The organism is Methylobacter tundripaludum SV96 (assembly GCF_000190755.2).
GTDB lineage: Bacteria > Pseudomonadota > Gammaproteobacteria > Methylococcales > Methylomonadaceae > Methylobacter_A > Methylobacter_A tundripaludum.
In genome coordinates this window covers 1196045-1220258 of sequence record NZ_JH109152.1, presented here as the reverse complement: position 1 = coordinate 1220258, position 24214 = coordinate 1196045, and the positions used below count along the sequence as shown (strand labels likewise).

The 24214-nt window shown below is 46.3% G+C and carries 24 protein-coding genes; 19 read left to right on the top strand and 5 right to left on the bottom strand.

Annotation, left to right across the window (positions count from 1 at the left end; all coding sequences use genetic code 11):
- Window positions 1-223 precede the first annotated feature (223 nt).
- Window positions 224-691, bottom strand: a complete 468-nt coding sequence (locus METTU_RS05540; RefSeq protein WP_254257830.1) for a DUF2721 domain-containing protein — start codon at window positions 689-691, stop codon at window positions 224-226.
- On the bottom strand, window positions 681-2921 hold the full coding sequence (locus METTU_RS05535; RefSeq protein ID WP_006890321.1) for a methyl-accepting chemotaxis protein: 2241 nt from the start codon (window positions 2919-2921) through the stop codon (window positions 681-683). The genes METTU_RS05540 and METTU_RS05535 overlap by 11 nt, the downstream gene beginning before the upstream one ends.
- Before the next feature lie 780 nt (window positions 2922-3701).
- Between METTU_RS05535 and METTU_RS05530 the strand changes: the two genes are divergently transcribed.
- Window positions 3702-4619, top strand: coding sequence for a hypothetical protein (locus tag METTU_RS05530; RefSeq protein ID WP_006890320.1), 918 nt, complete (start codon window positions 3702-3704; stop codon window positions 4617-4619).
- Between the two features lie 141 nt (window positions 4620-4760).
- Here METTU_RS05530 and METTU_RS05525 read toward each other — a convergent pair whose 3' ends face one another.
- A complete protein-coding gene (locus METTU_RS05525; RefSeq protein WP_006890319.1) occupies window positions 4761-6035 on the bottom strand; it encodes an EAL domain-containing protein in 1275 nt (424 codons plus the stop codon).
- 693 nt (window positions 6036-6728) lie between these two features.
- Here METTU_RS05525 and METTU_RS05520 point away from each other — a divergent pair.
- From METTU_RS05520 to METTU_RS05485, 7 genes are all read left to right on the top strand, one after another.
- The gene (locus METTU_RS05520; RefSeq protein ID WP_006890317.1) at window positions 6729-7697 is read left to right on the top strand and encodes a PDC sensor domain-containing protein; all 969 of its coding nucleotides are present in this window, start codon (window positions 6729-6731) and stop codon (window positions 7695-7697) included.
- 142 nt (window positions 7698-7839) lie between these two features.
- Entirely contained in the window at window positions 7840-8751 is a 912-nt protein-coding gene (locus tag METTU_RS05515) for an Aq_1264-related membrane protein (RefSeq protein ID WP_006890316.1), read from the top strand.
- A gap of 486 nt (window positions 8752-9237) precedes the next feature.
- A complete protein-coding gene (locus tag METTU_RS05505; protein ID WP_150107743.1) occupies window positions 9238-10392 on the top strand; it encodes a hypothetical protein in 1155 nt (384 codons plus the stop codon).
- Window positions 10393-10495: 103 nt separating this feature from the next.
- Window positions 10496-10858 carry a hypothetical protein gene (locus METTU_RS05500; RefSeq protein WP_006890314.1) on the top strand — a complete coding sequence of 121 codons (363 nt, stop codon included), beginning with the start codon at window positions 10496-10498 and terminating at the stop codon, window positions 10856-10858.
- A 60-nt stretch (window positions 10859-10918) separates the two neighbouring features.
- Window positions 10919-11578 carry a C39 family peptidase gene (locus tag METTU_RS05495; protein WP_254257829.1) on the top strand — a complete coding sequence of 220 codons (660 nt, stop codon included), beginning with the start codon at window positions 10919-10921 and terminating at the stop codon, window positions 11576-11578.
- An 18-nt stretch (window positions 11579-11596) separates the two neighbouring features.
- Window positions 11597-12079 carry a hypothetical protein gene (locus METTU_RS05490; protein WP_006890312.1) on the top strand — a complete coding sequence of 161 codons (483 nt, stop codon included), beginning with the start codon at window positions 11597-11599 and terminating at the stop codon, window positions 12077-12079.
- Window positions 12080-12570: 491 nt separating this feature from the next.
- Entirely contained in the window at window positions 12571-13896 is a 1326-nt protein-coding gene (locus METTU_RS05485) for a hypothetical protein (RefSeq protein WP_006890311.1), read from the top strand.
- 50 nt (window positions 13897-13946) lie between these two features.
- Here METTU_RS05485 and METTU_RS05480 read toward each other — a convergent pair whose 3' ends face one another.
- A complete protein-coding gene (locus METTU_RS05480; RefSeq protein WP_006890310.1) occupies window positions 13947-14522 on the bottom strand; it encodes an ANTAR domain-containing response regulator in 576 nt (191 codons plus the stop codon).
- A gap of 340 nt (window positions 14523-14862) precedes the next feature.
- Here METTU_RS05480 and nirB point away from each other — a divergent pair, with 340 nt between their 5' ends.
- The 4 genes from nirB to METTU_RS05460 all read left to right on the top strand — a co-directional run bounded on the left by nirB (window position 14863) and on the right by METTU_RS05460 (window position 19764).
- Complete coding sequence (gene nirB, locus METTU_RS05475; protein ID WP_006890309.1) at window positions 14863-17400, top strand: nitrite reductase large subunit NirB; 2538 nt, start codon at window positions 14863-14865, stop codon at window positions 17398-17400.
- Complete coding sequence (gene nirD / locus METTU_RS05470; protein ID WP_006890308.1) at window positions 17400-17762, top strand: nitrite reductase small subunit NirD; 363 nt, start codon at window positions 17400-17402, stop codon at window positions 17760-17762. Before nirB ends, nirD begins: the two co-directional genes overlap by 1 nt.
- Window positions 17759-18676 (top strand): PhzF family phenazine biosynthesis protein, encoded by a 918-nt coding sequence (locus METTU_RS05465; RefSeq protein ID WP_006890307.1) that lies wholly within the window; start codon window positions 17759-17761, stop codon window positions 18674-18676. Before nirD ends, METTU_RS05465 begins: the two co-directional genes overlap by 4 nt.
- 215 nt (window positions 18677-18891) lie before the next feature.
- Window positions 18892-19764 carry a hypothetical protein gene (locus METTU_RS05460; protein ID WP_006890306.1) on the top strand — a complete coding sequence of 291 codons (873 nt, stop codon included), beginning with the start codon at window positions 18892-18894 and terminating at the stop codon, window positions 19762-19764.
- A 255-nt stretch (window positions 19765-20019) separates the two neighbouring features.
- Here METTU_RS05460 and METTU_RS05455 read toward each other — a convergent pair whose 3' ends face one another.
- On the bottom strand, window positions 20020-20487 hold the full coding sequence (locus METTU_RS05455; protein ID WP_169624857.1) for a transposase: 468 nt from the start codon (window positions 20485-20487) through the stop codon (window positions 20020-20022).
- A 235-nt stretch (window positions 20488-20722) separates the two neighbouring features.
- Here METTU_RS05455 and METTU_RS22245 point away from each other — a divergent pair, with 235 nt between their 5' ends.
- From METTU_RS22245 to METTU_RS05425, 7 genes are all read left to right on the top strand, one after another.
- Window positions 20723-20860, top strand: coding sequence for an addiction module protein (locus METTU_RS22245; protein WP_081466873.1), 138 nt, complete (start codon window positions 20723-20725; stop codon window positions 20858-20860).
- A gap of 83 nt (window positions 20861-20943) precedes the next feature.
- The gene (locus METTU_RS05450; protein ID WP_040580088.1) at window positions 20944-21156 is read left to right on the top strand and encodes a type II toxin-antitoxin system RelE/ParE family toxin; all 213 of its coding nucleotides are present in this window, start codon (window positions 20944-20946) and stop codon (window positions 21154-21156) included.
- A gap of 34 nt (window positions 21157-21190) precedes the next feature.
- A complete protein-coding gene (locus METTU_RS24340; RefSeq protein ID WP_006893918.1) occupies window positions 21191-21664 on the top strand; it encodes a helix-turn-helix domain-containing protein in 474 nt (157 codons plus the stop codon).
- Window positions 21661-22305, top strand: coding sequence for an IS630 family transposase (locus METTU_RS24335; protein WP_254257828.1), 645 nt, complete (start codon window positions 21661-21663; stop codon window positions 22303-22305). The genes METTU_RS24340 and METTU_RS24335 overlap by 4 nt, the downstream gene beginning before the upstream one ends.
- A gap of 205 nt (window positions 22306-22510) precedes the next feature.
- Window positions 22511-23047, top strand: a complete 537-nt coding sequence (cobO, locus tag METTU_RS05435) for a cob(I)yrinic acid a,c-diamide adenosyltransferase (protein ID WP_006890304.1) — start codon at window positions 22511-22513, stop codon at window positions 23045-23047.
- Window positions 23048-23199: 152 nt separating this feature from the next.
- Window positions 23200-23571: a hypothetical protein gene (locus tag METTU_RS05430; protein WP_006890303.1), complete on the top strand. Its 372-nt coding sequence runs from the start codon at window positions 23200-23202 to the stop codon at window positions 23569-23571.
- 213 nt (window positions 23572-23784) lie between these two features.
- A complete protein-coding gene (locus tag METTU_RS05425) occupies window positions 23785-24108 on the top strand; it encodes a cold shock domain-containing protein (RefSeq protein ID WP_006890302.1) in 324 nt (107 codons plus the stop codon).
- Window positions 24109-24214 lie beyond the last annotated feature (106 nt).

Genomic DNA, 24214 nt, shown 5'->3' with positions numbered 1-24214 from the left:
TGTCTGTTTGGGTTCGCCGTTGAACCCGTATTTTTTAGTGCCCCGTCGTTGGAGCTCCTGTAATGTTTAAAGCAATCGTTGTGCCAAAATGGGTGGATGCTTATTTTATGGATTTAAGTTAATGAATATCAGCGGTTATAGTTCGTATTGAGGAGGGCAAGGTGAGAGGGGTGTATGTCTGTAATGCATCAATTTTGTGCATTCACCTATTCGTTTGCACCAACTATGACGAATGCGCTTCCATATCTTCCAACTCGATATTGAGCGCTTTTGTTGAAAGCAATAACTCGCTTATTGATGCTAACAACGATAAAACAATAAACACCATGCTGAAGCCGAAAGTCATGTTGCCGTAATACTGTAGTCCGTAAAAGATCAGCCCCATAGCGAGTGTGCAGCAGATAATGCCAACGACGCCCAGCACTTGCATCGCCACAATAAAGCGGATGCGGAGCCTTAAGCTGTCGATCTGTTTTTTGGCAACCGGGCTTTGGGTTTTGTTAAACAGGTTATGCTGTTCTCTAATCCGGCTGGCAATCGCCAGAAAACGGTTGGAATAGGCCAAAAATAAAACTGAAATGGCGGGAAATAACAGGGCGGGTGTGGTGATGGTGATGTCCATGGCTATTGATAGGGCGAATAAGGGGCAAAATAGATCGTTTTTAGATAATAAAGGGGGATTAAAACTCATCCCACTCATCATTACCAGCAAGTTGTAACTGTAACTTCCTACCGGCAACTGCTCTGGGTAGCGCTATTTCTTTTTTCGCAGGCGGTAAATGAAAGTAGCTGTTTGACGTGCCCGAGCTATCTACCACTTTAAAACTGCTCACTGTGATCACCAGGTTTTGCGCTTGTTCTTCCAGCAATTCCGCGGCCGCAGCGGCTTGTTCTACCAGAGCGGCATTTTGTTGGGTTACGTCATCCATTTGGGTGATGGCCTGATTGACTTGTTCGATGCCGGCGCTTTGTTCGGCGGAGGCGGCGGTGATTTCAGACATCATGTCGGTAACGCCGCGGATGGAGGTGACAATGTCTTCCATGGTCAGCCCGGCTTGGGCAACCAGCTTACTGCCGTCCGAGACTTTATCGACCGAATCGCTAATCAGCTCTTTAATTTCCCCGGCAGCCGTCGCGGCGCGTTGCGCGAGGTTGCGCACTTCTACGGCAACAACGGCAAAGCCCCGGCCTTGTTCACCGGCGCGGGCGGCTTCTACCGCAGCGTTGAGGGCAAGAATGTTGGTCTGGAAAGCAATATCGTCGATCACCGAGATAATGTCCCCGATTTTACGTGACGATTCATTGATTTCATTCATGGTCATGACGACCTGGCCGACCACTTCAACGCCTTTGCCCGCGATGTCGGATGCGTCAACGGCGAGCCGGTTGGCCTGTTGGGCGTTGACGGCATTATGCTGCACGGCGGAGGTCAGCTCTTCCATGCTGGCGGCGGTTTGTTCCAGGCTGGCGGCTTGCTCCTCGGTGCGATGCGATAAGTCATTGTTACCGGTGGCGATTTCGTTAGCCGCTGTGTGAATGTTGTCGGTGGAATCCTTGATATTGCCGACCAGGCCTTTGAGGTTTCCTACAATACTATTCATGCCGACAATCACTTCGCCAAAGGTGCCGGGATAGTCTTTGTCGATGGTTTGGGTCAAGTCGCCTTGAGCCAGGGCATCGGCGACATGCAGCACGTCGTTGAAGCCGACATCGCAGGTTTCCATCAGGTGATTGAGATTGGCCAAAATCCCCTTGAACATGAACTCAAATTTATCCGGATCGCTACGCTTTGAGAAATCGCCTTGAGCGCCTGCTTCCGCAAGCATTTTGATTTCGTTGTTAACGGCGAGAAAGGTCTTTTTGGCATTGTCCATAATCTCGGTAATGACAATGGTTTCTCCCGGCAAAACGTCCATGTCGAGAGAGAAATCACCTTTTGAATATTGGGAGACGATGCCGATCAGCTTTCTGTTGATCAGGATACGCGATTGAATCAAGTCATTAACTTCATAGGCTATCTTGCCGTAGATACCGGAGAATGTTGAACTGTCGAGTTGCTCTTTGACCCAGCCCTGTGCGTGCTTTTGCGCCATATCGTCCAGGCCGGTAACGAAGAAGTTGATCGAATCCTGCATGGTTTTCATGGAGCGCAACAGATCCCCGATTTCATCTTTTTGATGCGTGTCAATGCTGGAGTGCAGGTCTCCATTGGCAATGGCTCCTGCAACCTGTTGGACGGTCTTGAGCGATCGTATGATGCTGCGACTGATCAGTACGGTCAACACGACTGCCATAGCAACGCTGAAGATAAAAATGCCGACCAGGAGGATTTCGTACCCGTGTATTGTATTTTGCGCGTGTGCCTCATCTTCCAGGTTGCGGGCTGTTGTAAGTTTCACTACGTCATTAATAGCATTACGATGCTCTTCATAAGCGCGACGCATTTTCAGGAGGCTGGCGAGTGAGCCGTCACGGTCGCCCGCCTGGATGCTCGGCAAAAACCGCTGGCCGGCTTCATTGTAAAAGGTTTGCGCCGCCCGGTAAGAACGTTCAAGTAAAGAAACCTGGAGTCCCTGTTCCAAAGATTGGCCTGTCCAATAACGATGACGGGACTCGTATTCCGTTTTTAGCGATTGAAAGTGCGTCACCAAGGTGCTGATTTCAGCCGGGTCGGTGGTTTGGGTTAATTGCAGCGTCACCAGATAGGATTCGATAATGTATTCAGGCGGAGGCAGGACATCGGCAATAATATCTTTACCCTGAACTATGCGTTGATAAATGGGGCCATTAACATTCAGTGTATTCATGGCCTTGAATGTTGCGAAACCGAACAGTGAAAAACCGATGACCAACGTACTTACAATGATCGTAAAACGCATTTTGATAGTTAACTGTCCGGAGTTTTTCAAGTTATTTAGCATGATGCAATCTCCTGTTTCTATAGTTATGATTGGGATTGTTAAATAGTAAATATTTTCGATTAGATCCATGTTCCGGCCGATCGTTACGATTGATGTGCCGACGCTATTAAATCCAGAATGTATCGAATGCTTGCAATGTAATGGGAGCTTAAATTGCTGCGGACATTTATTAATCCATTGTTAGGTTTTTCTATCCTTAAAGAAGGACAAAAAAAAGCGTCTTCAAGCGGAATGCTACTGCATTCAGTCTGTTAGACGCCTTTGTCAATATGGTTCGCCGTTAAACCAAGATCTTTCAGTGCCCCGCTATCAGGGCTTCTGTCGTGTTTAACGCAAGCGTTGTGCCAAAATGGTTATATGATATTTTTCCATAGATCTTATTTAATAATTACAATTGGTTACCGATTACCTTTCATATCGCAAGGATAATGAGGGTTTCGAGAACAATGCATCGAATGAGTGCAATCTTTCGATGTGGTGCACCAATTGAGTTCTCTTGAGATGCGGTATAGGAATGGCTGCACCAAAAGCAGGCGTTTTACGGCAGCATGGACAGATATAGGCTCCTCGGTACACCGCTATACGGCTCCTGCATTGATGCTGTTGTCCAAGCCGTTTCTCCAATTCGGCATAAAATCTGCTACTACTTGGAGAATCATTATTAATTCTCAGGTATTCCGATTATGTCCAAGATAAGCCATCTTAATGTTTTTGAAAAATATGAAGAACATCGATCGGCGACTCATAAGCGGCTTTCTTCCATAAAGCAAACGGCTTGATATGAAAACATTTATTAAGGTAACGGAAATATGGATACCCACAAAAGATCGTACCCGCTTGGGCTTTAGCGCCGGACTGTATGGTTCTTTGCATGAATTCCGGGTTGCCAGTGAAAAGGAATCCTTCGCTTATGATGAAGGTTTGCCCGGTAAAGCATGGGCAGCCGGTCATCCTGTCGTGTTAACCGAATTTGACCACTCTTATTTCAAGCGGACAAAATCAGCCAAAAAAGCAGGGTTAACCTGCGGTATTGCGATACCTGTTTTTTCAGGTGAATTTATAATGGCCGTGGTGGTTTTTTTGTGTGGGGACGATCAGCATCATGCCGGCGCGATAGAAGTATGGAGCAACAGCGCGGAGAAAAATACTGAGCTGGCGGTTATTGACGGATATTACGGTACGTTGGATGAATTTGAAAACATCTCCAGAGGAACGAGCTTCATCAAGGGTTCCGGTTTACCCGGACAGGTATGGGCAACAGGCATGCCCGTACTCATAGAGGATCTGGGGCAAGCCTCCGCTTTTATCAGAAGTTCGGATGCCAGAAAAGCCGGGATAACGACGGCGCTGGGTATTCCGGTTTCGGTGGTTGCAAACCAGGTTTATATCATGACATTTCTGTCGGCTAAAGCGACGCCGATTGCCAAACGCATACAGATCTGGGTGCCGGATGAACGCGGTCAACGGCTGGTGTGTCAGTCGGGATACAGTAAACAAAATGATGAGCTGGCAGAAATGTTTGAAACCATCTCCGTGCGCAAAGGCGAGGGACTATTGGGCAGGGTATGGCTAACCGGCGTTCCGGCCATCAGAAATAACGCGGAAGTTGTGCCGGTAGAAGGACGCTTGAATTCCATGCTTGCAATGCCCGTCATCGATGACGGAAAGTTGAAAGCGGTGGTCACTTTTCTGTTTTAGTTGGCTATTGCGTCCGCCTCAAAGTGGTGCGAGACACAAAAAAGCCTTCCTTGTTTGGCGATTGCATCGTTATGTACGAATCTCAGGATATAGTGAATGTCTAAAGGCGACGGACGATTAAATCGCTTCGAAGGTTAAACATCATAGCCATTCGGCAGCAATATCGATTAATAAAATACGCTCGTCGTCCAGTCTGAGCGATAGGGTTTTGCACAGCATATCGTTATTAAAATCCCGATAGCGTTCAGAAGTTACCAGGCGGTAACTGTCTTTTGCCGACTCAAGCGCCAGCAATTGATAAAAATAAGGTCGCCATGCCCAGTTAAAGCCGATTTGAGTCGGGTCCTCGAACCAGTTGCCATCGGCAAAATTAAAATTCGATGAGATCTGATCGCCTTCGTTATTGCATAAATAGAACCGTAAAATGCCGCTCGTTTCAAACGGGTGCGCGGATAATTTTTTGAGGTTGAAGTCGGTTTCCAGCGCTATTTTCAGGCATTCGATCAAGCCCTTAATATTGGCGATAAACTGTATCTTGTGTTCTTCTTTGGCCAAGGTTTTTTTCAGGAAGGTCTTTCTCAGTGAACTGATTTGTTTTTGATAATGCAGCGGTTCTTTAAATTCCGCTGTGGCGGGTGAAAACAGATAGCCCTGCATATATTGAGCGCCGCAACTTAAGCCGAAATGGAAGTCGTCAATGGTTTCCACTCCCTCGCAAACGATACGGCAACCGGTGCGTTTCGCCAGGCGGGATATTAAATGCACCACATCGCTGGCTATGCCGCCTTTGGCGGCATTCTGGAATAATTGCATGTCCAGTTTGATGATGTCGGGTTGTATGGCCATGACTCTTTCCAGCTGAGAAAACCCGGCGCCAAAATCATCAATCGCTATTTTTAAGCCGTGTTGGCGATACAGGTCGGCAATTTCAACAAGTTTATCCAAGTCGCCTTTTGATTCGGTTATTTCAATAATGACGCGGTTTCTGTCAACATTAAACTCGTCCAGCATGAGCAGTGTCGGCAATGAAGTAAAGTCAGCGAGGTGGTCGATCCAGGCGGCTGAAATATTGATGGTTAAATATCCCTTGTAATTTGATCGACTGAATTGCTCCAGAGCTTGACGTCGAACCATGCGATCCCAGGCTATCAGTTGGTCGGGGGCAATGTCCGGCGAAGAGAATAATTCACCGGCCGAAATAACCCGGCCATTGGCGTCATGTTGCCGGGCTAATGCTTCGTAACCGATGATAGTGCCGCTGGCAGCGCCAATAATAGGTTGGAAATAGGGGAATAGTATCTTTTCTTGATTCATAGGTTTGTTTTGTTTGGCTAATGCTTCATGGCTGCTGATAGAGCCGCCGACAGTGCTAACAATAGGTTCAAAATAAGAGAATAGTTTTTTTTCCGTATTCATAATAGAAATGTTTGTTTAATGAGTTCAGCCATGGAAATAACATTTTTTGCCATTTCCCCGATTACTAGAGTGCTGTTCATCCCGGTTTTTTGGAGGGTAAATGTCGTCTTTAGTTGATCTACCCGTTTCCATTGTTCAAATTCGTCTTAATTCGTTTTTTACATGCCCGCAAGAAACTGCTGTTGTTCAGTTCTAAGGTGTCTCAGAAATAGCCCTGTTTATGTTTGATGCGCAAATATCAAAATATCGGCAAATACATAAAGTGATTTAACTCATGGAAATAGCGGCCTGGATCAGGCAAAAAAAAGCGTCTCTCAGCGGAATGCTCAATGCATTCAGTCTGATAGACGCCTTTGTCAATAGAGTTCGCCATTAAACCAATATTTCTTTAATGCTCCGCCATTGGAGTCTCTGCAGTGTTAAAAGCAATCGTTGTGCCAAAATTTCTATATGGGTTATTTATGTTAATTATTTAACAAATATAAGTGCTATAAGCGACCTGTTGTAGAACAAGAGTGGTCGGAGCCCTTAAAATAACGCACTTAATAGGTGCAAATTCCCTGTGCATTGCACCAATTAGGTTGTTTTGGTGTGTGATTTCTGCGCACAGGAAGGGTTGTTGACTGTTTTGATCGTCTGGCACAAAACCTGCTGGAGCCTGGAGAGTTATCATGAATTCTCGGGATCGAAAGCATGTCTAAAATGAGTCATATCAATGTTATTGAGAAATACGAGGAACATCGCGTCGCTATTCATAACCTGCTTTCTTCCATTTTGAGTTGTTTTGCCGATGACAAAATGTTCGAGAAAAGTGATGAGGAACTTGCCGAGTTTCTCAATTCCCTGTGTTCTTATTACCCGTTTGTCAGTCTTCTTTACCTGCTTGACGCAAAAGGCAAGCAAATCTGCATGAACGTGCCGGGCAGTCAGTTTAAGCATCATCCTAAAATCGGCCTGGATGCGGACCGTAGTAACCGGCCCTACTATTTGGCGGCGATGAAGGCTGACGGGGTAGCGGTAACTGAGCCTTATTTGTCCAGCGTCAGACGGGAGCTATGCCTGTCCGCCAGCATGAAAGTTAACAATGATGACAGCACCATAAAGGGTGTCGTTGTGCTGGATATTGATCTTAGCTCCATGCTGGCGATATTGACCGGCGATAGCAGGCGCATTCATTTCGAACCCTATTTTAAAGCCATGTATACGCTGATCGTGCTCGGTTTGTTTACGGTCGCGTTGATGTTGCTTTATGCGGCCGGGGTTGAGTGTTTGGATGTGATATATGCGATGATGACGCCGGAAAAGCGGCTGGAGATGCCGTTGGGCGTGGTTATTTACCTGACCTTGAGCCTGGCTATTTTTGATCTGGGCAAGACAACGCTGGAAGAAGAAGTGCTGTTGTACAAGGATGTGCTCAGGCATAGCTCGACCCGGCGCACGATTACCCGTTTTATTGCGGTGATTATTATCGCAGTGTCCATTGAGTCGCTGTTGATGATTTTTAAATTCGCATTAAAGGGCGATGGCGAACATATCATTGAAGCGGTCTGGATCATTATTGCGGTGGCGTCGCTGCTGGTGTCGCTGGGTATTTATGTTTACTTGGGCAGCAAGGCGGAGGGGATGCTGCTGAATAACCGCGATAAGCAGAAAGCGGGTTGAAGAATGGCAATAATAACGTAATCAAGACAACGTATAATCTTGTTGAGCGCTGTAGTTCGGTCATTGACTCGTGCCGGGCGCTAGACATGAAATCATGGGTTCATGATTGGACCTGGAACGCAACACATTATCAATCGACATTATGACAACAAAATATACTCCCCTAAAAGATCACGATACCCCTATCAAGGTACTGTTTACCGGTTATCTGTGTACGGTTGGCATAGGCTATCTCTTTGCATTAATTCAAATATTGTTTACCCACGGTATGGCGGACGGTAAATTCGGCTTGTCCGTTGATGATATTGTTTACAGTTATTACGGCAATCGGTCAGGCACGGTTTTGGAGCAGAAACTGAATGGTTCGATGAAGGATAATGCCCCGGAACAGGAACGATTTAAGATCATGGAATGGGTTAGGGATGGCGCGAACAGCGATGATTATAAGGCGGACGGCATCGACAAAATAATCGAGAGCCGTTGCGTGATGTGCCATAACAAGGAAGCGTCCGGGATACCGGATTTTACCCAATTCGAGGCGCTAAAAGCCTTAACCACAGAGGATACGGGGGCTACATTCGCGTCATTAACGCGGGTTTCGCATGTGCATATGTTCGGCATCAGCTTCATCTTTATGTTCGTGGGGCTTATCTTTAGTTTTGCGGAGACCACGACAACGCAATATAAGTGCATTGCTATCGGCATGCCTTATGCGTTTCTTGTAGCCGATATATTGTCATGGTGGCTGACCAAGATTCACCCGATGTTTGCCTGGTTGGTTATTTTTGCCGGTATGGGCATGGGCGTTTCATTCATGTTTATGTGGGTAACGTCTATTCTGGAAATGTGGCTGTTTAAACCGGTGTTTATTGATGGCTTGGGTTCGCGTTATTTACAGATGCGCGATAGTACTGACGCGTCATTTGCGGACAGGTTATGGTTTTATGCCAAGACGCTAGGGAAGAAGATTAAACCTGCGGCGGCTTTTGTAACAGAACAATGGCTCACACGCGGCTGGCCTGTTGTTAAAGAGTGGTTGAAAAAAATAGCATAGCCAGGTGGAGTTACGGGCTGCCGCAGTGCAGTTCGGGTGCCTGTTTAGACAAACAACCGACTGATTATCGTCGTATCTACATTTCAGGTTCAGCCTGATTCTTCATTGACCGCGCCGTTTTTATCGTCACGATAGAAACGGCCGCGTCTTCAATTTCCCGGCTAATGCCGGTCAAGACTTTGCCACTTACGACAGGGAACGCGAAAGGACGCTGGTTTTTTCTGTCGCGTTAAAGTCCCGTGATTTGATAAGTCAAAGGCGAGGGCAATACAGAGTCAGTGCTGTATGCCGGTCGGATAACGTTCTCCATTCGTGCAGAGTTTGTCGAAGCGCCGGATGTTCATGAGTTCTCTTGAATACTCGTCTTACTACTTAAGTGTTTATACCTATCTTACTGATTTTTAATGTTTTGTTGATTTTGTCTCTATGGAAATTTAAGGGGCTGTTAAGGATACTGTAATTGTGATAACCGGCTAGCTCACAGAAATGGCGAGAGAGGCGGTTGTTGCAATTGCATCAGATATTTTTAGTGAACGACATCTGATTATATTTAAATATATTCATGGAGTAATAACAATGAAACAATTTAACAAAAAAATATTAACTGCAAGTATTCTTCTTGCACTGGGCGTAGCTTCTAGTGCATGGGCACAGGACCCAATAACTGTAGCAGCAAGCTTAGGTCAAGGAAACTCTTCAATTGAGGGGGGCGGTACTTCTACAATCGGTGCTATTACTGATACCAATACTAAAACCCTCACCGATACAAACAACAGCGTAAAAACGGTGGATAGTAATAACACCAGCACCAAAACTAATACCGACACTACAACGCTCACAAAAACTGATAACAGTATTGGTTCCGATAGCAAAGTGAAGGTTGACGATCAAGGTGCTTCTTCAATCGGTAGCGGTTCTGCAAGTACTACTGATACCAAGACTACAACTATCACAAAAACTGATAGCAGTAGTGGTCAAGATGGCTATGCCAAAGCTAAAGATAACAGCGCGGCTGTCAATGGCACTGGCAATGCTTCTACTACCAAAACTGTCACTCAAACCGATAACAGTACTGGTGCCGACGGCAAAGTAAAGGCTCAGGATCAAGCTGCTGCTGTAAACGGTACTGGAGATGCCACTTCTACTAACAATAAATCATATGCAAAAGATGGTTCAGCGTCATCCGATACAGGAACCGCTACTGCTACTAACAATAAATCAGATGCGAAAGATGGTTCAGCATCATCCAATACAGGAACCGCTACGGCTACTAACAACAAATCAGACGCCAAGGGCGACGGTTCAGCATCAGCCAATGTCGGAAACGCCACCTCGCAATATTTCGAGTTGAAAGCTCATGGCAATGGCAATGCAGTTGCCGGTATCGGTAACGCCACCAGCACTTACAAAGCCAACAATCAAGATTTGTACGGTTCAGTCACTGGTAGCCCTGCCGGTTTACCATCCGATACTACGGTATTGGCTTCTATACCATTCGGCAATCATATCGATCATTCGATTGTCGGCAACGCCGGTATTACCCAAACCTTTCAAAACTCAGGTAGCGGTTTAGCGCAACAATCGGTATTGGTTGACGGCACTGTAACGGTTACCCAAGGCACTGCAACTGTTGCACCTTAAGGTTTATTAACGGTATTGGTTAATAAACTGCAGTTTGCCGGTGAGTGAGCAATCGCTCACCGGTTCTTAACTGGCATATCGTCAAATATGTGAGGAGGGTGCTATGGGAACTATTGTAAAGAACTGCGTTTTAACGCTACTTGTAGTTATTGCGCAAAGTCAGGCGGCGCAAGCCGGAGCTGATCAAAATCAGGACAAGTTACTTTTTTCTTCGACCGAAACAGCGTTATTGGAAGAGCTGGATAATGCGCGGGGGCGCGAAGGAGTCGATATATTTACCCTTAATAACATGAACGTACGCGCTACGCTGGCGGACAACCAGGCAAACAATAATGTGAATGGCGCCAACATAATTGACGGCGGTTCATTTACACAGGCAAGCGGTTTTACCAGTGTTATTCAAAACAGCGGTAACAACGTCATCATTCAGGATTCGACTATCGTGAATGTAACGATCGCCCCTTAATAAATTTTTATTTAGTGGAAGTGCGACATGATGCGATTTTTTGTTAAATGTGTTCTTCTCATGCTACCCACATTGTGTAGCAATGCGGGCGATATTAATTTTAATGGCGTTGCGGGCGCCGGAAACTATGACGTTCCCGTGACCAGTTTTTTAGAACGGCGATTCAAGACCGTATACAAGCAACAGTACGACTTCAGTTGCGGTTCGGCCACTTTGGCCAGCTTGCTGACCTACCATTATGACGATGCGGTAGACGAGCAAAGCGTATTTGTTGATATGTATCAAAACGGTGATCGGCAGAAGATTCAAAAACAGGGTTTTTCGTTACTGGATATAAAACTTTATCTGGAAAGGCACGGCTACCGCTCCGATGGTTTCAAGATCAAATTGGATCAATTGGTTACAGCCAATGTTCCGGCAATCACCATTATCAATAATAACGGTTACTTGCATTTCGTTATTATTAAAGGCGTTAGTGACCAGGAAGTTCTGGTGGGAGATCCCGCTGTAGGCATAAAGGTAATACCCCGCGATGAGTTTGAAGAAATGTGGGGGAACCGTATTTTATTTTTAATCCATGATAAACAGGATGTCGCGGCAGGGCATTTTCAGGATCAGCAAGAGTGGGCGCTTCGGGTCAAGGCGCCGCTGGGTTCCGCCGCCGATCGAGCCAGTTTAGGGGCATTCAATATGTTGCAACCCGGACGTTGGGATTTTTAATTAAGCGGAGTGTTTAAGATGAAAACATATAAATTTAACGTCTACCGAAAACTCATGAAGGTTGCACTCTGGATAGCGGTTTTGGGCGGTTTCGCCTGTCAGGTATCAGCGGATGAGATGTCAAGCATTGCCGCTCAACGGTTTGATAATTGGGATCGTGCGTCCGACAGTGAGTTGGATCAACTAAGAGGCGGGTTTGCGCTGCCAAACGGAACGAACATCGATTTTAGTTTGGATAGAATCACTTCGTTGAACGGTTCGGTAGTTTCTTCCTCATTTTTTCAATTACCGGAGAATGCATCACTGTTTCAGAACGGAACCCTGAATCAAGCTCCGGAGTTGGCAATGACGGGGTTGGGTTCGGTTATTCAGAATAACGTTGACAACCAGGTTATTAGAACTGTTACCGATATTAATATAGCGGTTAGTAACTTAAAAGGTTTGGATTTGAATAATAACGGTGCGGTCTTTAATAACCTGATTATGCCCAATGTGCATTAATCCAATTAAAGGGTGTCGTGGTCGATCATTATCCACTCTGTAGCGGTGTTAAATAAATCCCGATAGTCGCTGAGTCGTTTTGGACTAAAACGAGCATCTTAAAACGAGCATCTTAAAACGTATAGCCTTACAACCAACCTGCGTTCCGGTTTTTATGGAACTGATGGGTACCGCTGTGTATGGAGTAATGATGTAGAAAATGCCATCATTCACCCAATTAATAACCTATCTGCTACGTATTCATACTAATTGTCCTGATGGGCTTAATAATTTATAAAGTTAACGGGATGGCTTGTTTATCCGCGCTTATCTTTTTCCGGAGCTTTTATTTATCTATAAAAGTCCAAGTAATAAATACTAAAATTGATGTTTAAAAAACAATTAATAAGTCCGTTATGCTTATTAATTGCTACAGCTAAATTCAATTCTAAATGACAACGTAGGGAATTTAATTGCTGCTAATCTAATACCTAAAAAATGGAAATAATAATATGAAGATGAAATTTAGGAGCGGAAAATTTCCTCTATTTTTGGCTATTAAGGGGGGTATCTTTATCTGTTGTGTTTTTTTTGTAAACAGGAGTTATGCAGAAACAGCTAAGCAAAATAATTCTGCGGCGCAATACAAGAAATTAATTGCCGAACAGCAAAAAGAATTCCAAATACAACGGCAGATCATTGCCGAGCAAGGCAAAGAACTGGAGCAACTTAAGTTGCGTCTTGATGCCTTGACCAATCAAGCCGTAGAGAATAAAGCGGCACCGGTTCAGCAGGCAGCAAACAAGCCTCAAATCGTTGCGGCAAAAGATAATAATGAGCCGTCAATATCGCCTAATAAACTTCCGTCCAAGCCTGTCGGTCAAGCGCCTCCCGGAGCAACGGAAAAACCAAGGCCGCCCGAAATACCCAGATTAAGCGAAACCGTAGGCGGCGTGTTAACCAGAAAAGGGAAAATTGTTGTCGAACCGTCGATGTATTACGCTTACACCAGTAATGACCGGGTGTTTCTTGATGCATTTACCTTTCTTCCCGCTATTGCTATCGGCCTTATCGATCTTCGCTCAGTTAAACGACACAGTTTTATCGGCGCTCTGGGAGCCCGTTACGGCATAACGGATAGGCTGGAGGTGGAGTTCAGGGTTCCTTACGTCTATCGTGATGATACTCAACGCTCACGACCGGTCAGTATTGGTGCGGGCGTTGATGAAACCTTTAATGCAACCGGAAGCGGCATTGGCGACCTTGAATTTGCCAGTCGTTATCAGCTTAACAGTGGAGCCGGCGGTTGGCCGATTTTTGTCGGCAATATCGTTGCAACGGCACCCACAGGAAAAAGCCCTTTCGACGTTGTGTCTGTACAAGCTCAAGGCGTTCCCGGAGCAACATTTCCAACCGAATTGCCGACGGGTGCCGGATACTACAGTTTTCAGCCCAGTGTTACAGCGCTTTATCCAACCGATCCAGCGGTTTTTTTCGGCAATCTTAGCTACAGTTATAATGCCGAAACCAGTACGAACTTCGGGAAGATTGATCCGGGTGATACGCTAGGATTAAGTTTTGGTATGGGGTTCGGCATTAATGAACGGTCATCGTACAGTTTAGGGTACTCGCACAAGCATGTTTTAGATTCTCAAATTGATGGAAGAACGATTCCGGGAAGTACGCTGGATATAGGGCAGCTTTTAGTTGGCTATTCCTTCAAATATTCCAAACGAACTACCTTCAATTTATCTTTAGGCATCGGCACTACGACAGATTCGCAAGACGTTACGCTTAATTTCAGGCTGCCAATGACGTTTGGTTTATTCGATAGCTAAGGCGTTTTACCACGAAGTTTTATCCGGCTTCGTGGTATTTTTGATGCCGGCTACTTAAGCAGTTCAGCCATGGCGATAATGTTTTTCGCCATTTCGCCGATCGCTATATTGCGATCCATCGCCAGTTTTCTCAGGGTGTGATAAGCATCGTCTTCGGTAAAGCCGCGGGTTTTGATTAAGATGCCTTTTGCCCGGTCGATCAGTTTCCTTTCTTCAAGCCTGGATTTCGTTTTTTCCAACTCATTGGTAAGCCGTTGTTGTTCCTTAAATCTCGCCACGGCGATATTGATAATGCTGTTAATGCGGCTGGTTTCCAAACCGTTGACAACATAAGCGCTGACTCCGGCCTTAACGATTTGCTTGATGGTGTCGGAGGTATCGTCAGCTGCAAAGATAATGATGGGGAGGGGCTGGTTCCGGTTGAGGTAATGGATGTGCGGAAAATACTTTTTGGGACTGTCGATATTAAAAATAACAAGGTCGGTTTTGTTGGTCATCGCTAAGGATGGAATGTTTGTTTCAGAGGGTACCGTGTTGGTGACTGAATAGCCTTTAGCAATCAGTGTCTTTTCTAATAACTGATCTGTCGTTTCATCTTCAATAAGTAATATATTTAAGGTGTTCATTCTCAAACGATTAGCACAAACTACGCCATTTATTGACGGTGATTGTATTAATCGCCTAAGTCGCCAGCCCAATAAATAAAGTCCCATTGATTTCTATAGTTGTGCCGAATAATGCGGAGGCGTGTCGGGTCGCTAGTAAACGCGCCTGCGGCAATGAAAATGTAATTGTTGTTGCACTTATAATGAGCGTTACTTGTTTACACGCACCATCTTGGCTCATTGCAGTACTTTATTTTTCAGGCTGATGGTTCAATAAGTAATTAAAATCACTGGCTTGTTTATTGTGGCACAGGCATTGCTCTACAACTCCAAACAGGAAACATCGTTATCGAGGTTGTATATGAGCGTCAAACAAACATTAGTCGTCATTGGTAATGGCATGGTCGGACAGTCTTTTTTGGCAAGTCTGGTTGAAAGCCCCATTAAAGAACACTATGAAATTATTACTTTCTGCGAAGAACCCAGAGCAGCCTATGACCGGGTGCATTTATCGGCATTTTTTACCGGCACAACGGCGCAAGAACTGTCTTTAGTCGAAGACGGCTTTTTTGAACAGCATGGCATTACCATTCATCTAGGCGACAAAGTCGCAACGATTAACAGAGCCGACAAAACCGTCACTTCGGCAAAAGGCTTGACCATAGCTTACGACAAGTTGGTTTTGGCGACAGGTTCGTATCCATTCGTGCCGCCCGTTCCCGGGCATGATCGCGCGCAATGTCTGGTTTATCGGACGATTGAAGATCTTGAAGCCATTGCCGCCGCTGCCAAAACAGGCAAGGTCGGCACCGTCGTCGGCGGTGGCTTGTTGGGTTTGGAGGCGGCCAAGGCGTTAATGGATCTAGGCTTGGAAACCCATGTGGTCGAGTTCGCTCCGCGCTTGATGGCGGTGCAGCTCGATGACGCGGGCGGTGCGATGTTAAGGCTGAAAATTGAGAATTTAGGCGTCATCGTGCATACCGGCAAAAACACCAGCATCATTACCGATGGCGAACAATGCATTAATAAAATGTGTTTTGCCGACGGCGAAGAGCTGGAAACCGACATCGTGCTGTTTTCGGCAGGGATTCGCCCGCGAGACGATCTTGCCAGAGCTTCCGGGCTGGAAGTCGGCCAGCGCGGCGGCATCGTCATCGATAACCAATGCCGCACCTCCGATCCTAGCATTTATGCGATTGGCGAGTGCGCGTTGTGGAATGGCATGATTTACGGATTGGTCGCTCCGGGGTATGCGATGGCGCGCACGGTGGTGGCCGATTTGGCGGGCGATGCCGCCAGCTTTACCGGCGCGGATATGAGCACCAAGTTGAAACTGATGGGTGTTGATGTCGCCAGTATCGGTGACGCTCATGCCAAAACCCAAGGCGCGATGGTTTACACTTACCAAAATGGTGCAAGCGAAGTTTATAAACGCCTGGTGGTCAGTCAGGATAAAAAACAATTGCTGGGCGCGGTGCTGGTCGGCGATGCGTCGGGTTACGGAACCTTATTGCAATATTGCCTGAACGGTATCGAACTGCCGGAGAATCCCGATGCGCTGATTTTACCGCACCGCTCCGACGAGTCGGTCGGTTTGGGCCCGGATGCGTTGCCGGCTTCGGCGCAAATCTGCTCCTGCTACGACGTGACCAAAGGCACGATTTGCTCGGCGATTGAGGGCGGCTGCATGACGATGGGCGCGTTAAAAGCGGAAACCAAAGCCGCGACCGGTTGCGGCGGCTGTTCTGCGTTGCTTAAATCGGTTCTGGATTCGGAATTGTCGAAACAGGGATTTGAAGTCAATACCGATCTTTGCGAGCATTTTGCCTATACCCGGCAGGATCTCCACAACCTGATTCGGGTCGAACAAATCAAAACCTTTGCCGATTTGCTGCATAAACACGGCAAGGGCAAAGGCTGTGAAATTTGCAGGCCGACTGTCGGCAATATTTTGGCTTCGCAGTGGAATGAGCATATCCTGGAAAAAGATCATTTGGGGCTACAGGACACCAACGACACCTTTTTAGCCAACATGCAAAAAGACGGCACTTATTCGGTGGTGCCGCGCATCACCGGCGGCGAAATCAGCCCCGACATGCTGATTGCGTTAGGGCAGGTCGGTAAAAAATACAAACTCTATACCAAAATCACCGGCGGGCAGCGCGTGGATATGTTCGGCGCGCGGGTCGATCAATTGCCGCATATCTGGAAAGAATTGATCGATGCCGGTTTTGAATCGGGGCACGCTTACGGAAAGTCCTTACGTACGGTTAAATCCTGCGTCGGCAGCACCTGGTGTCGTTACGGCGTCGATGACAGCGTGGGGCTGGCGATAGAATTGGAAAACCGCTACAAAGGCTTGCGTTCACCGCATAAAATCAAATTCGCGGTGTCCGGCTGTACCCGAGAATGCGCCGAAGCGCAGGGCAAAGATGTCGGCATTATTGCCACCGAAAACGGCTGGAACCTGTATGTCTGCGGAAACGGCGGCATGAAACCGCGCCATGCGGATTTATTCGCCACCGGTTTGGACAAGGAAACCCTGATTAAATACATCGACCGCTTCTTGAGTTTTTATGTGCGCACCGCCGACCGTCTGCAACGCACCTCGGTGTGGATGGAAAACATGGAAGGCGGTCTGGATTACCTGAAATCGGTAGTGCTTGAAGACAAGCTGGGACTGTGCGATCAACTGGAGCAGCAAATGCAGTATGTGATCGATACTTATCAATGCGAGTGGAAAGCCGCGATTGAAGATGAAGCCAAGCTCAAACGCTTCCGGCATTTCATCAACAGCGACCAGTCCGATGATAATGTCATCTTTGTTGAAGAACGCGGCCAGATTCGTCCTGCCGATGAAAACGAGCGCAAGCATTTTAAATTGGTGGAGGTAGCCTAATGGTTCAGTGGATAGATGTTTGCAGTGTTGATGACTTGCAGCCTGATTCGGGGGTTTGCGCACTGGTTGAAGGGGAGCAAGTGGCGATTTTCTGGATGCCGGAGCCCGATGCAAAAGTTTATGCGGTTGGCAATTACGACCCGTTCGGCAACGCCAATGTCCTGTCGCGCGGCTTAATCGGCGATATTGGCGGGCAACCGGTGGTCGCTTCGCCCTTATACAAACAACACTTTAACCTGCAAACCGGCGTTTGTCTGGAAGATGAAACCGTGAAAATCCCCGTTTATGCGATCCGCATTGAAAACGGCAGCGTTCAAGTCAACCTTTCAGCATTGCCGCATGACGGAGAGCCAGCGTTATGAAATACAACTATTACATCGCCGATGTATTTACCAAACAGATTTTCAGCGGCGCGCAAATAGCCGTTTTCCCCAATGCCGAAGGCTTAAGCAAAGAGCAAATGCAGCTGGTGGCCAGGGAGTTGAACCTATCGGAAACGGTGTTTGTATTTCATCCCGATAAACAAATCACCAACCGCGTGATGCGGATTTTTTCACCGCTGGGCGAAGTCGATTTTGCCGGACATCCGATTATCGCCACCGCTTTTGTGCTGGCAAGTTGCGGCGACATTCAGTTGAATGCAGTGGTTACGCCGATGGTTTTCGAGCAAAATACCGGCCCGGTCAACGTCAATATTTCTGCTGAAGACGGCAAACCCAGTTTTGTGCAGTTCACCCGTAAAGTGACATCGGTCATTGATTACTTCACGCCCAGCGATGACGAGTTGGCGAGTTTTTTGACCATACAGCCGTCGGAACTTGACCATAAAAAATACGCTATGCGTCTGGTGTCTTGCGGCGTTCCGTATCTGATCGTTCCGGTTTGGCGCTACGAAAGCGTAAGAAACGCAAAATTCAATTATGCGGCCTGGAGCCAATCGATTGCTCCGCAAACCGCCGCCCAGGAAATCCTGCTGTTTTCCCCGAAAACGCCGTATGCGGATGCCGATTTTAATGCCCGTCTGCTGGGGCCAAGAATCGGCATTCACGACGATCCGCCGGTCGGTAGCGCTATGCCTGCGTTTGCTTCGTATCTGTGCTCGTTTGATTTTATGCAGAAAGGGACTTATACATTTACCGTGGATCGGGGGGAGCAGAGTAATCGGCGTAGTGTGTTGAATTTGGAGATGGATCATAAGGGGGAGAGTATGTTGACTATTCGGGTTGGTGGTGCGGCGGTTATGGTGGCTGAGGGGGTTATGAATATTCCGGGTTAGGAATACGCATGGGATTCGCGAGTTTTGTAGGTGTGTTTTTGAGTTGCCGAAACGGGACGCTATCAATCATTCAATAGTTATAGTATCTTGTCTAACGGATTGCAGGAGTTGCGTTATGCGCCTGCGATTGAAAAAATTAATATACGCCTGAAAAAGTGTCTACTTCACTTTAGGACTTCCATTACTAACAATCTGATTAACCTTAGGGGATATTTGTGACATCCGATGAAAAAAACAATCCATTCAGTCCATCATCCATTGATGCTGCATATTCATTTCTACAGAGCATAATCAATTTCGATGTTAGTAAGATCCTATCGACAATTCTTCTCTTGTGTGCATCAGCGGCGTACACATTCTCTGCTATGCCATCAACAGTCAATTTTTATAGAACTATTATTCCGCCGCTGGAAACGCTATCTAAACCCAATATTGCTCTGAGTCAGAACTCTGCCACCGCTGATGCTGTTCGAAAAACAAGTGAGTTAATAAACGTATCTCAAGTGTACGCGGTTCCCTCATTACTGTTGATACTGGAGGTTATTAGTATATTTCTTTCGATTGAATTCTGGCGTCTGAACTCCCTGAACAAATCCCCGCTTCCAGTCTTAATACTATTCTGCATTTGTCAATCGTATCCATTTATCTCTGTGGTATTTCAAATTGCAGATACCCACAGAGCCGCTCAACTGCACTCCCATGAAGCCACTTCTAAAAGCGAATCGACCGGAATTACAAATTTACAAGAGGACGCAAAATTAGAAAATGAACAACTCAAGGAGCTATACAAGTCCAATACTGACTTACTTAAACTTAAGTCTACGGCAGAGCGACGGAAAGCCATCGAGGCTAACAATGCTCGGATTTTGATACTGGTAAACAAGATTGATAAAACACAAGAGAAGCGCAACACTACTCAAGAATCAGTCACAGCAAGGAATTCATCAGTAGGTGACCATTCGGGCATTGCGTATTGGTTAGATAACGCGCTTTCTCGTGAAATGTTGATCGCCTATTTTCTTGCAGCCATATTTCCAGTCATGCTCATGTCTCTTGGCTACTATAGAGTAAGAATTGCCCCCATATGATACTTGGTGCCATACAAAAACGCTGTACGGTGGATCATATGTAGCCAGGGCCGTAGGCTGGGTAGAGCAACGCGAACCCCAGCTTCTGATGTCGACCAATGCTGGGTTTCATTGCATTCAACCCAGCCTACGACCCGGTGTCACACGCTACTTTCAGGATTGATCAAGAAAATAACTGGGGTCAGGGTAAAATTAAATCTCTGTATCCCAGCCTCTCAAGAAGCTCATTTTAACTAGTTGATATAATTTGTATTTTTAAACGCCTTCGGGTACAGGAATCAATTGAAAACCAAATTTCTCTGCGTGTTTGGTTAAGTTTTTAATGACCCGTTGACGATATTTTTCTTCATAATGTTCTTGTCCTTGATCCACATAGTCTTCCCCTTTGGTGAGCATCGCATAAATCAACCGAGCCAGTTTATGGGCGCAAGCGGTGACGGCTTTGGCTTTGTCCATGCGGCCACAAAGTCTTCGGTAGTACGCGCCTAAAGCCGATTGGCTGGCGCGTAAATTTACCGCAGCCATTTTGAGTGCTTGCGCAGCACGGTTGGTGGTGCGACTCGTTGCGGCCGAGATTTTTTTACCCCCGGATATTTTTGTTCCAGGACACAATCCCAACCACGGGGCAAAATGCTTGGCATCTTTAAATCGTGATAAGTCAGCACCGATTTCTGCCAATACTTTAAACGCGGTCGTCACTTTCAAGCGGGACGGGGTTTGCAACCCCGTCCCTAATGTTTTGGCGATGTCTGAACACTGTAAGGTGGATCATTCGTAGGGTTTCGCCGTTAGGCAATCCGCCATGATCGGGATGATCTATTTAATCCCCGTTTGGACTTTTCCAAGCGGGGATTTTTTATGTCCGATTGTATTGGATATTGTGCGTCGATTGGCGGTTTGCTGGCGCGAAACCGCCCTAAAACGTTACAATTAAAACTTATCGTTTGGAGGGAATGTCATGTCAACACAATTTGAAATTCTGGAAGCTGAGGTATTAAAACTTGTACCCGCTGAGCGTGCGTTGTTAGCGGAACACATCATCGCCAGTCTTGATGAAGATAACGAAATCGAATCCGCTTGGGCCGTTGAAGTTTAAAGGCGTGTTGCCGAGATCGAGAGTGGAGCGGTTGCCGGCATGGCGTTCGAAGAAGTGATCGCACAAGCTCGTGCAACTTTGAAGTGAAAATAATCGTTCACCCGTCTGCTACGGCCGACCTGAATAATGCGGCGGCTTTTTATTCTGAGCAGGCAAATAAACAGCTTGGCTTGGCATTCATCACAGAGTTTGAAAAAGCAACCTCGCTTTTGTCGGGAAATCCGGAGTTAGGTACACCATGGGTTTCCGGTACACGTCGCTTTGTTTTGCGTTGGTTCCCTTTTAACATTGTGTAAGTAGTAATGCGAAAGTTATTAGGAAGTAAATTTATTGTGTCAAACTGGAAACGATTGCAATAACAGACAAAAATTAGGAGTCCACCTGAAATTCATCGCCAAACTGACCCCGGAAGAGGAAGTAACGTTAACCGAAGCCTATCGTAACCACCCCTTATTCCGGGTTAGACAACGGGCACATGCTATCTTATTGAATAATAGAAGGTATGTAATTGCACGGCTGAGCGAATTGTTTGAGTCCCAGCATGAGACTGTCAGCTCATGGTTAGACAAATGGGAAACAGAGGGATTAATAGGGCTTTACGATTGTCCACGAAGCGGTAGGCCTGTGCGCTTCACGGTTGAGGAACAAGCCGTTTTTCTGGGCTATATTGACAAAAACCCCCACCAGCCCAAGGCCGCCGCAGCACGATTGCTGGAGGAGACGGGCAAGGAAGCCAGCCTTGACACCTTTAAACGAATTTTAAAAAAAGTGCCTATGCCTGGAAACGTTGTCGGCAATCAGTGAAGGGAAAGCGTAATGAAGCAGATTTCCAACGTGATAAGGCATATCTGAAGGCCTTGAAACAGCAAGAGGATGATGGGGAATTGAAGCTTTACTACTTTGACGAAAACGGATTTAGCACGACACCCTGTGTACCCTATGGATGGCAACGGATTGGCGAGACCCGACAAATACCCTGCTATCGTAGCAAGCGCATGAATGTGTTAGGTTTTTTGAGTCGCAGCAATGATCTGTTTTTCCACAGCTCCGAACAATCGGTGACAACGGATACGGTTGTCAATGCCTTTGATGCGTTTGTCGAAACGTATGCCGGCAAGTACGAAGAAACTAAAGTGCCGTGCTGTGTGGTGTTGGATAATGCTTCCATTCATCGTAGCGGCGTATTCAAAGAAAAGCTGGCGGGCTGGCAACAACGTGGTGTGTGCTTACATTTTCTTCCGCCTTACAGCCCGGAGCTGAACCTGATCGAAATACTCTGGCGTAAAGTTAAGTACGAATGGTTGCCGCTTGATGCCTATCAAAGTTACGGACACTTGAAAAAGTGGGTGTTGGAAATCCTGAGTGACATCGGCGAAAGCCGGGGTCAGGCCTTACATTTGACATTGATAGCAAAACACGGGGTCAAGTCTTACATTGTGCATTAGATAGAGACGCGCCTACTTTTGGCGCCCTGCCTTCGAAACTATCCCAACCCATCCTGTTCGAACCCTCCTCATTGCTTTTACAAATTCTCTGGCGAATTGATCTCGCCAAGGCTTGTCATTTGTTTTGAAGCCGATTCAGGCGATAATGCCGGTCGCTATAAGACACGCGAGCTCTTATGTTCACTCAAAGTAAGGAATAACGGTTATGAAATCCAGAGATAGACGACGGGGACTGGTTTTGGTCAATACCGGTTCGGGCAAGGGAAAATCTTCCAGCGCCTTGGGCATGGTTTTTCGTGCTGCAGGCTGGGATATGAAGGTTTGCGTCATCCAATATATTAAGGGGAAATGGCAAACCGGCGAACAAAAAGCCGCCGAACGTTTTGACAATATCGAATGGCATGTTTTGGGTGATGGCTTTACCTGGGATACTAAAAATCCCGAACAGGATATTAAAACCAGCCGGGAAATTTGGGAATTCAGTAAGGCCAAGATTATGTCTGAAGAATTCGATGTAGTGCTGCTGGATGAGATCAATTACTGCTGTGGCTATAATTGGATTTCCGGTCAGGAAATAGCCGATTTTATCCGCGATGAAAAACCGGCTTGGCTGCATTTAATCTTGACCGGCCGCAATGCTGCACCCGAAGTGATAGACGTTGCCGATACCGTGACCGAGATGACTAAAATAAAACACGCTTATGAACAGGGAATCAAGGCTGAGCAAGGTATTGAATTTTAAAAAGTATTGCGTTTAATGGATGATGTAGGGCTCAGGATTTTTAACTCGTGCGACATAAGTTGTTGAGGATAAATGGAGCGTAGAGAATTTTAAGGTAAATACCTTGACCAACCTGTAAAATGGTTAGCGATTGTCACAACGAGGAGAAGAAAATGTCTGAAGTACAAAAAATCATGTTAGCTGTTGCTGCCGTTTTTGTAATGGGCTTTGTTTTGGTCGGCCTAAGTAAAGAAGACCAGCCTGTTGAACAAGTGGAAGCCGCCGCAAGGATTAGAAACAATGTTGCTATGCAAACCATGGCAAGTGAAAAATGTCCGCCGAAAATCAAGGAAGAAACAGGAGAGCAAGTATTTTTTCCTAGTGCAGTCGAGAGTGACAAGGAAACTTATGTCACTTTGAAGTGGGTGGGTGAAAATGCCAATAAGGGCGGATTCAAAAATGCGTCGTGTACATTGCACGCCTCTCTGGGCGGAATCTCGGAGCTGATTATTGATGATAAGGTCATCATAAAGAAAAAAATCTAGGTTAATGGGATTCTCTGGCCGGATCATCTGTTTTGCAAGCCACTAGATTGATCCGGCGATAGGACGGTTTTTTATTGCGTGATTATCATCACTCTGGAATACGCCTTGTTTATTTAACCTGAAAACTTAGACGCCACAAGGCTAACGCCCCTTAATCTGCATTCGCGCAGGTAAGGTTAAAATAACAAAAAAGAAATTTTTATGACAAAAACAATGATTAAAGGAGTTTTAAAAACATGGAAAGAAGATCGGGGATTCGGCTTCATCAGTCCTGATGACGGTGGAAAAGATATTTTTATACATATCTCGGCGCTCAAGGGAACGAGTCGCCGCCCGGTAACTGGCGATGTTATTTATTACCAGGTTGCAAGAGATAATCGGGGCAAGTACAAAGCGATTAATGCGCATATCGAAGGCGTGGAAATTCTGGAAGACAAAGCCCCGGGCTTTCTTAACACCAGGCAGGGCATTGTACTGGTAGCACTGGCTTTGGTGGCTATTGTCGCAGCGATTATTGCACTCAACTTGGCGCCTTAATCGTAGCGGACGTTTTTTATAAGCCGATGTGACGCCGCTTACTATGGGTGCGCTACATCGGCTTGTTTATAGACGGTGGGATACACCGTGATGCGGTAAATGAGCT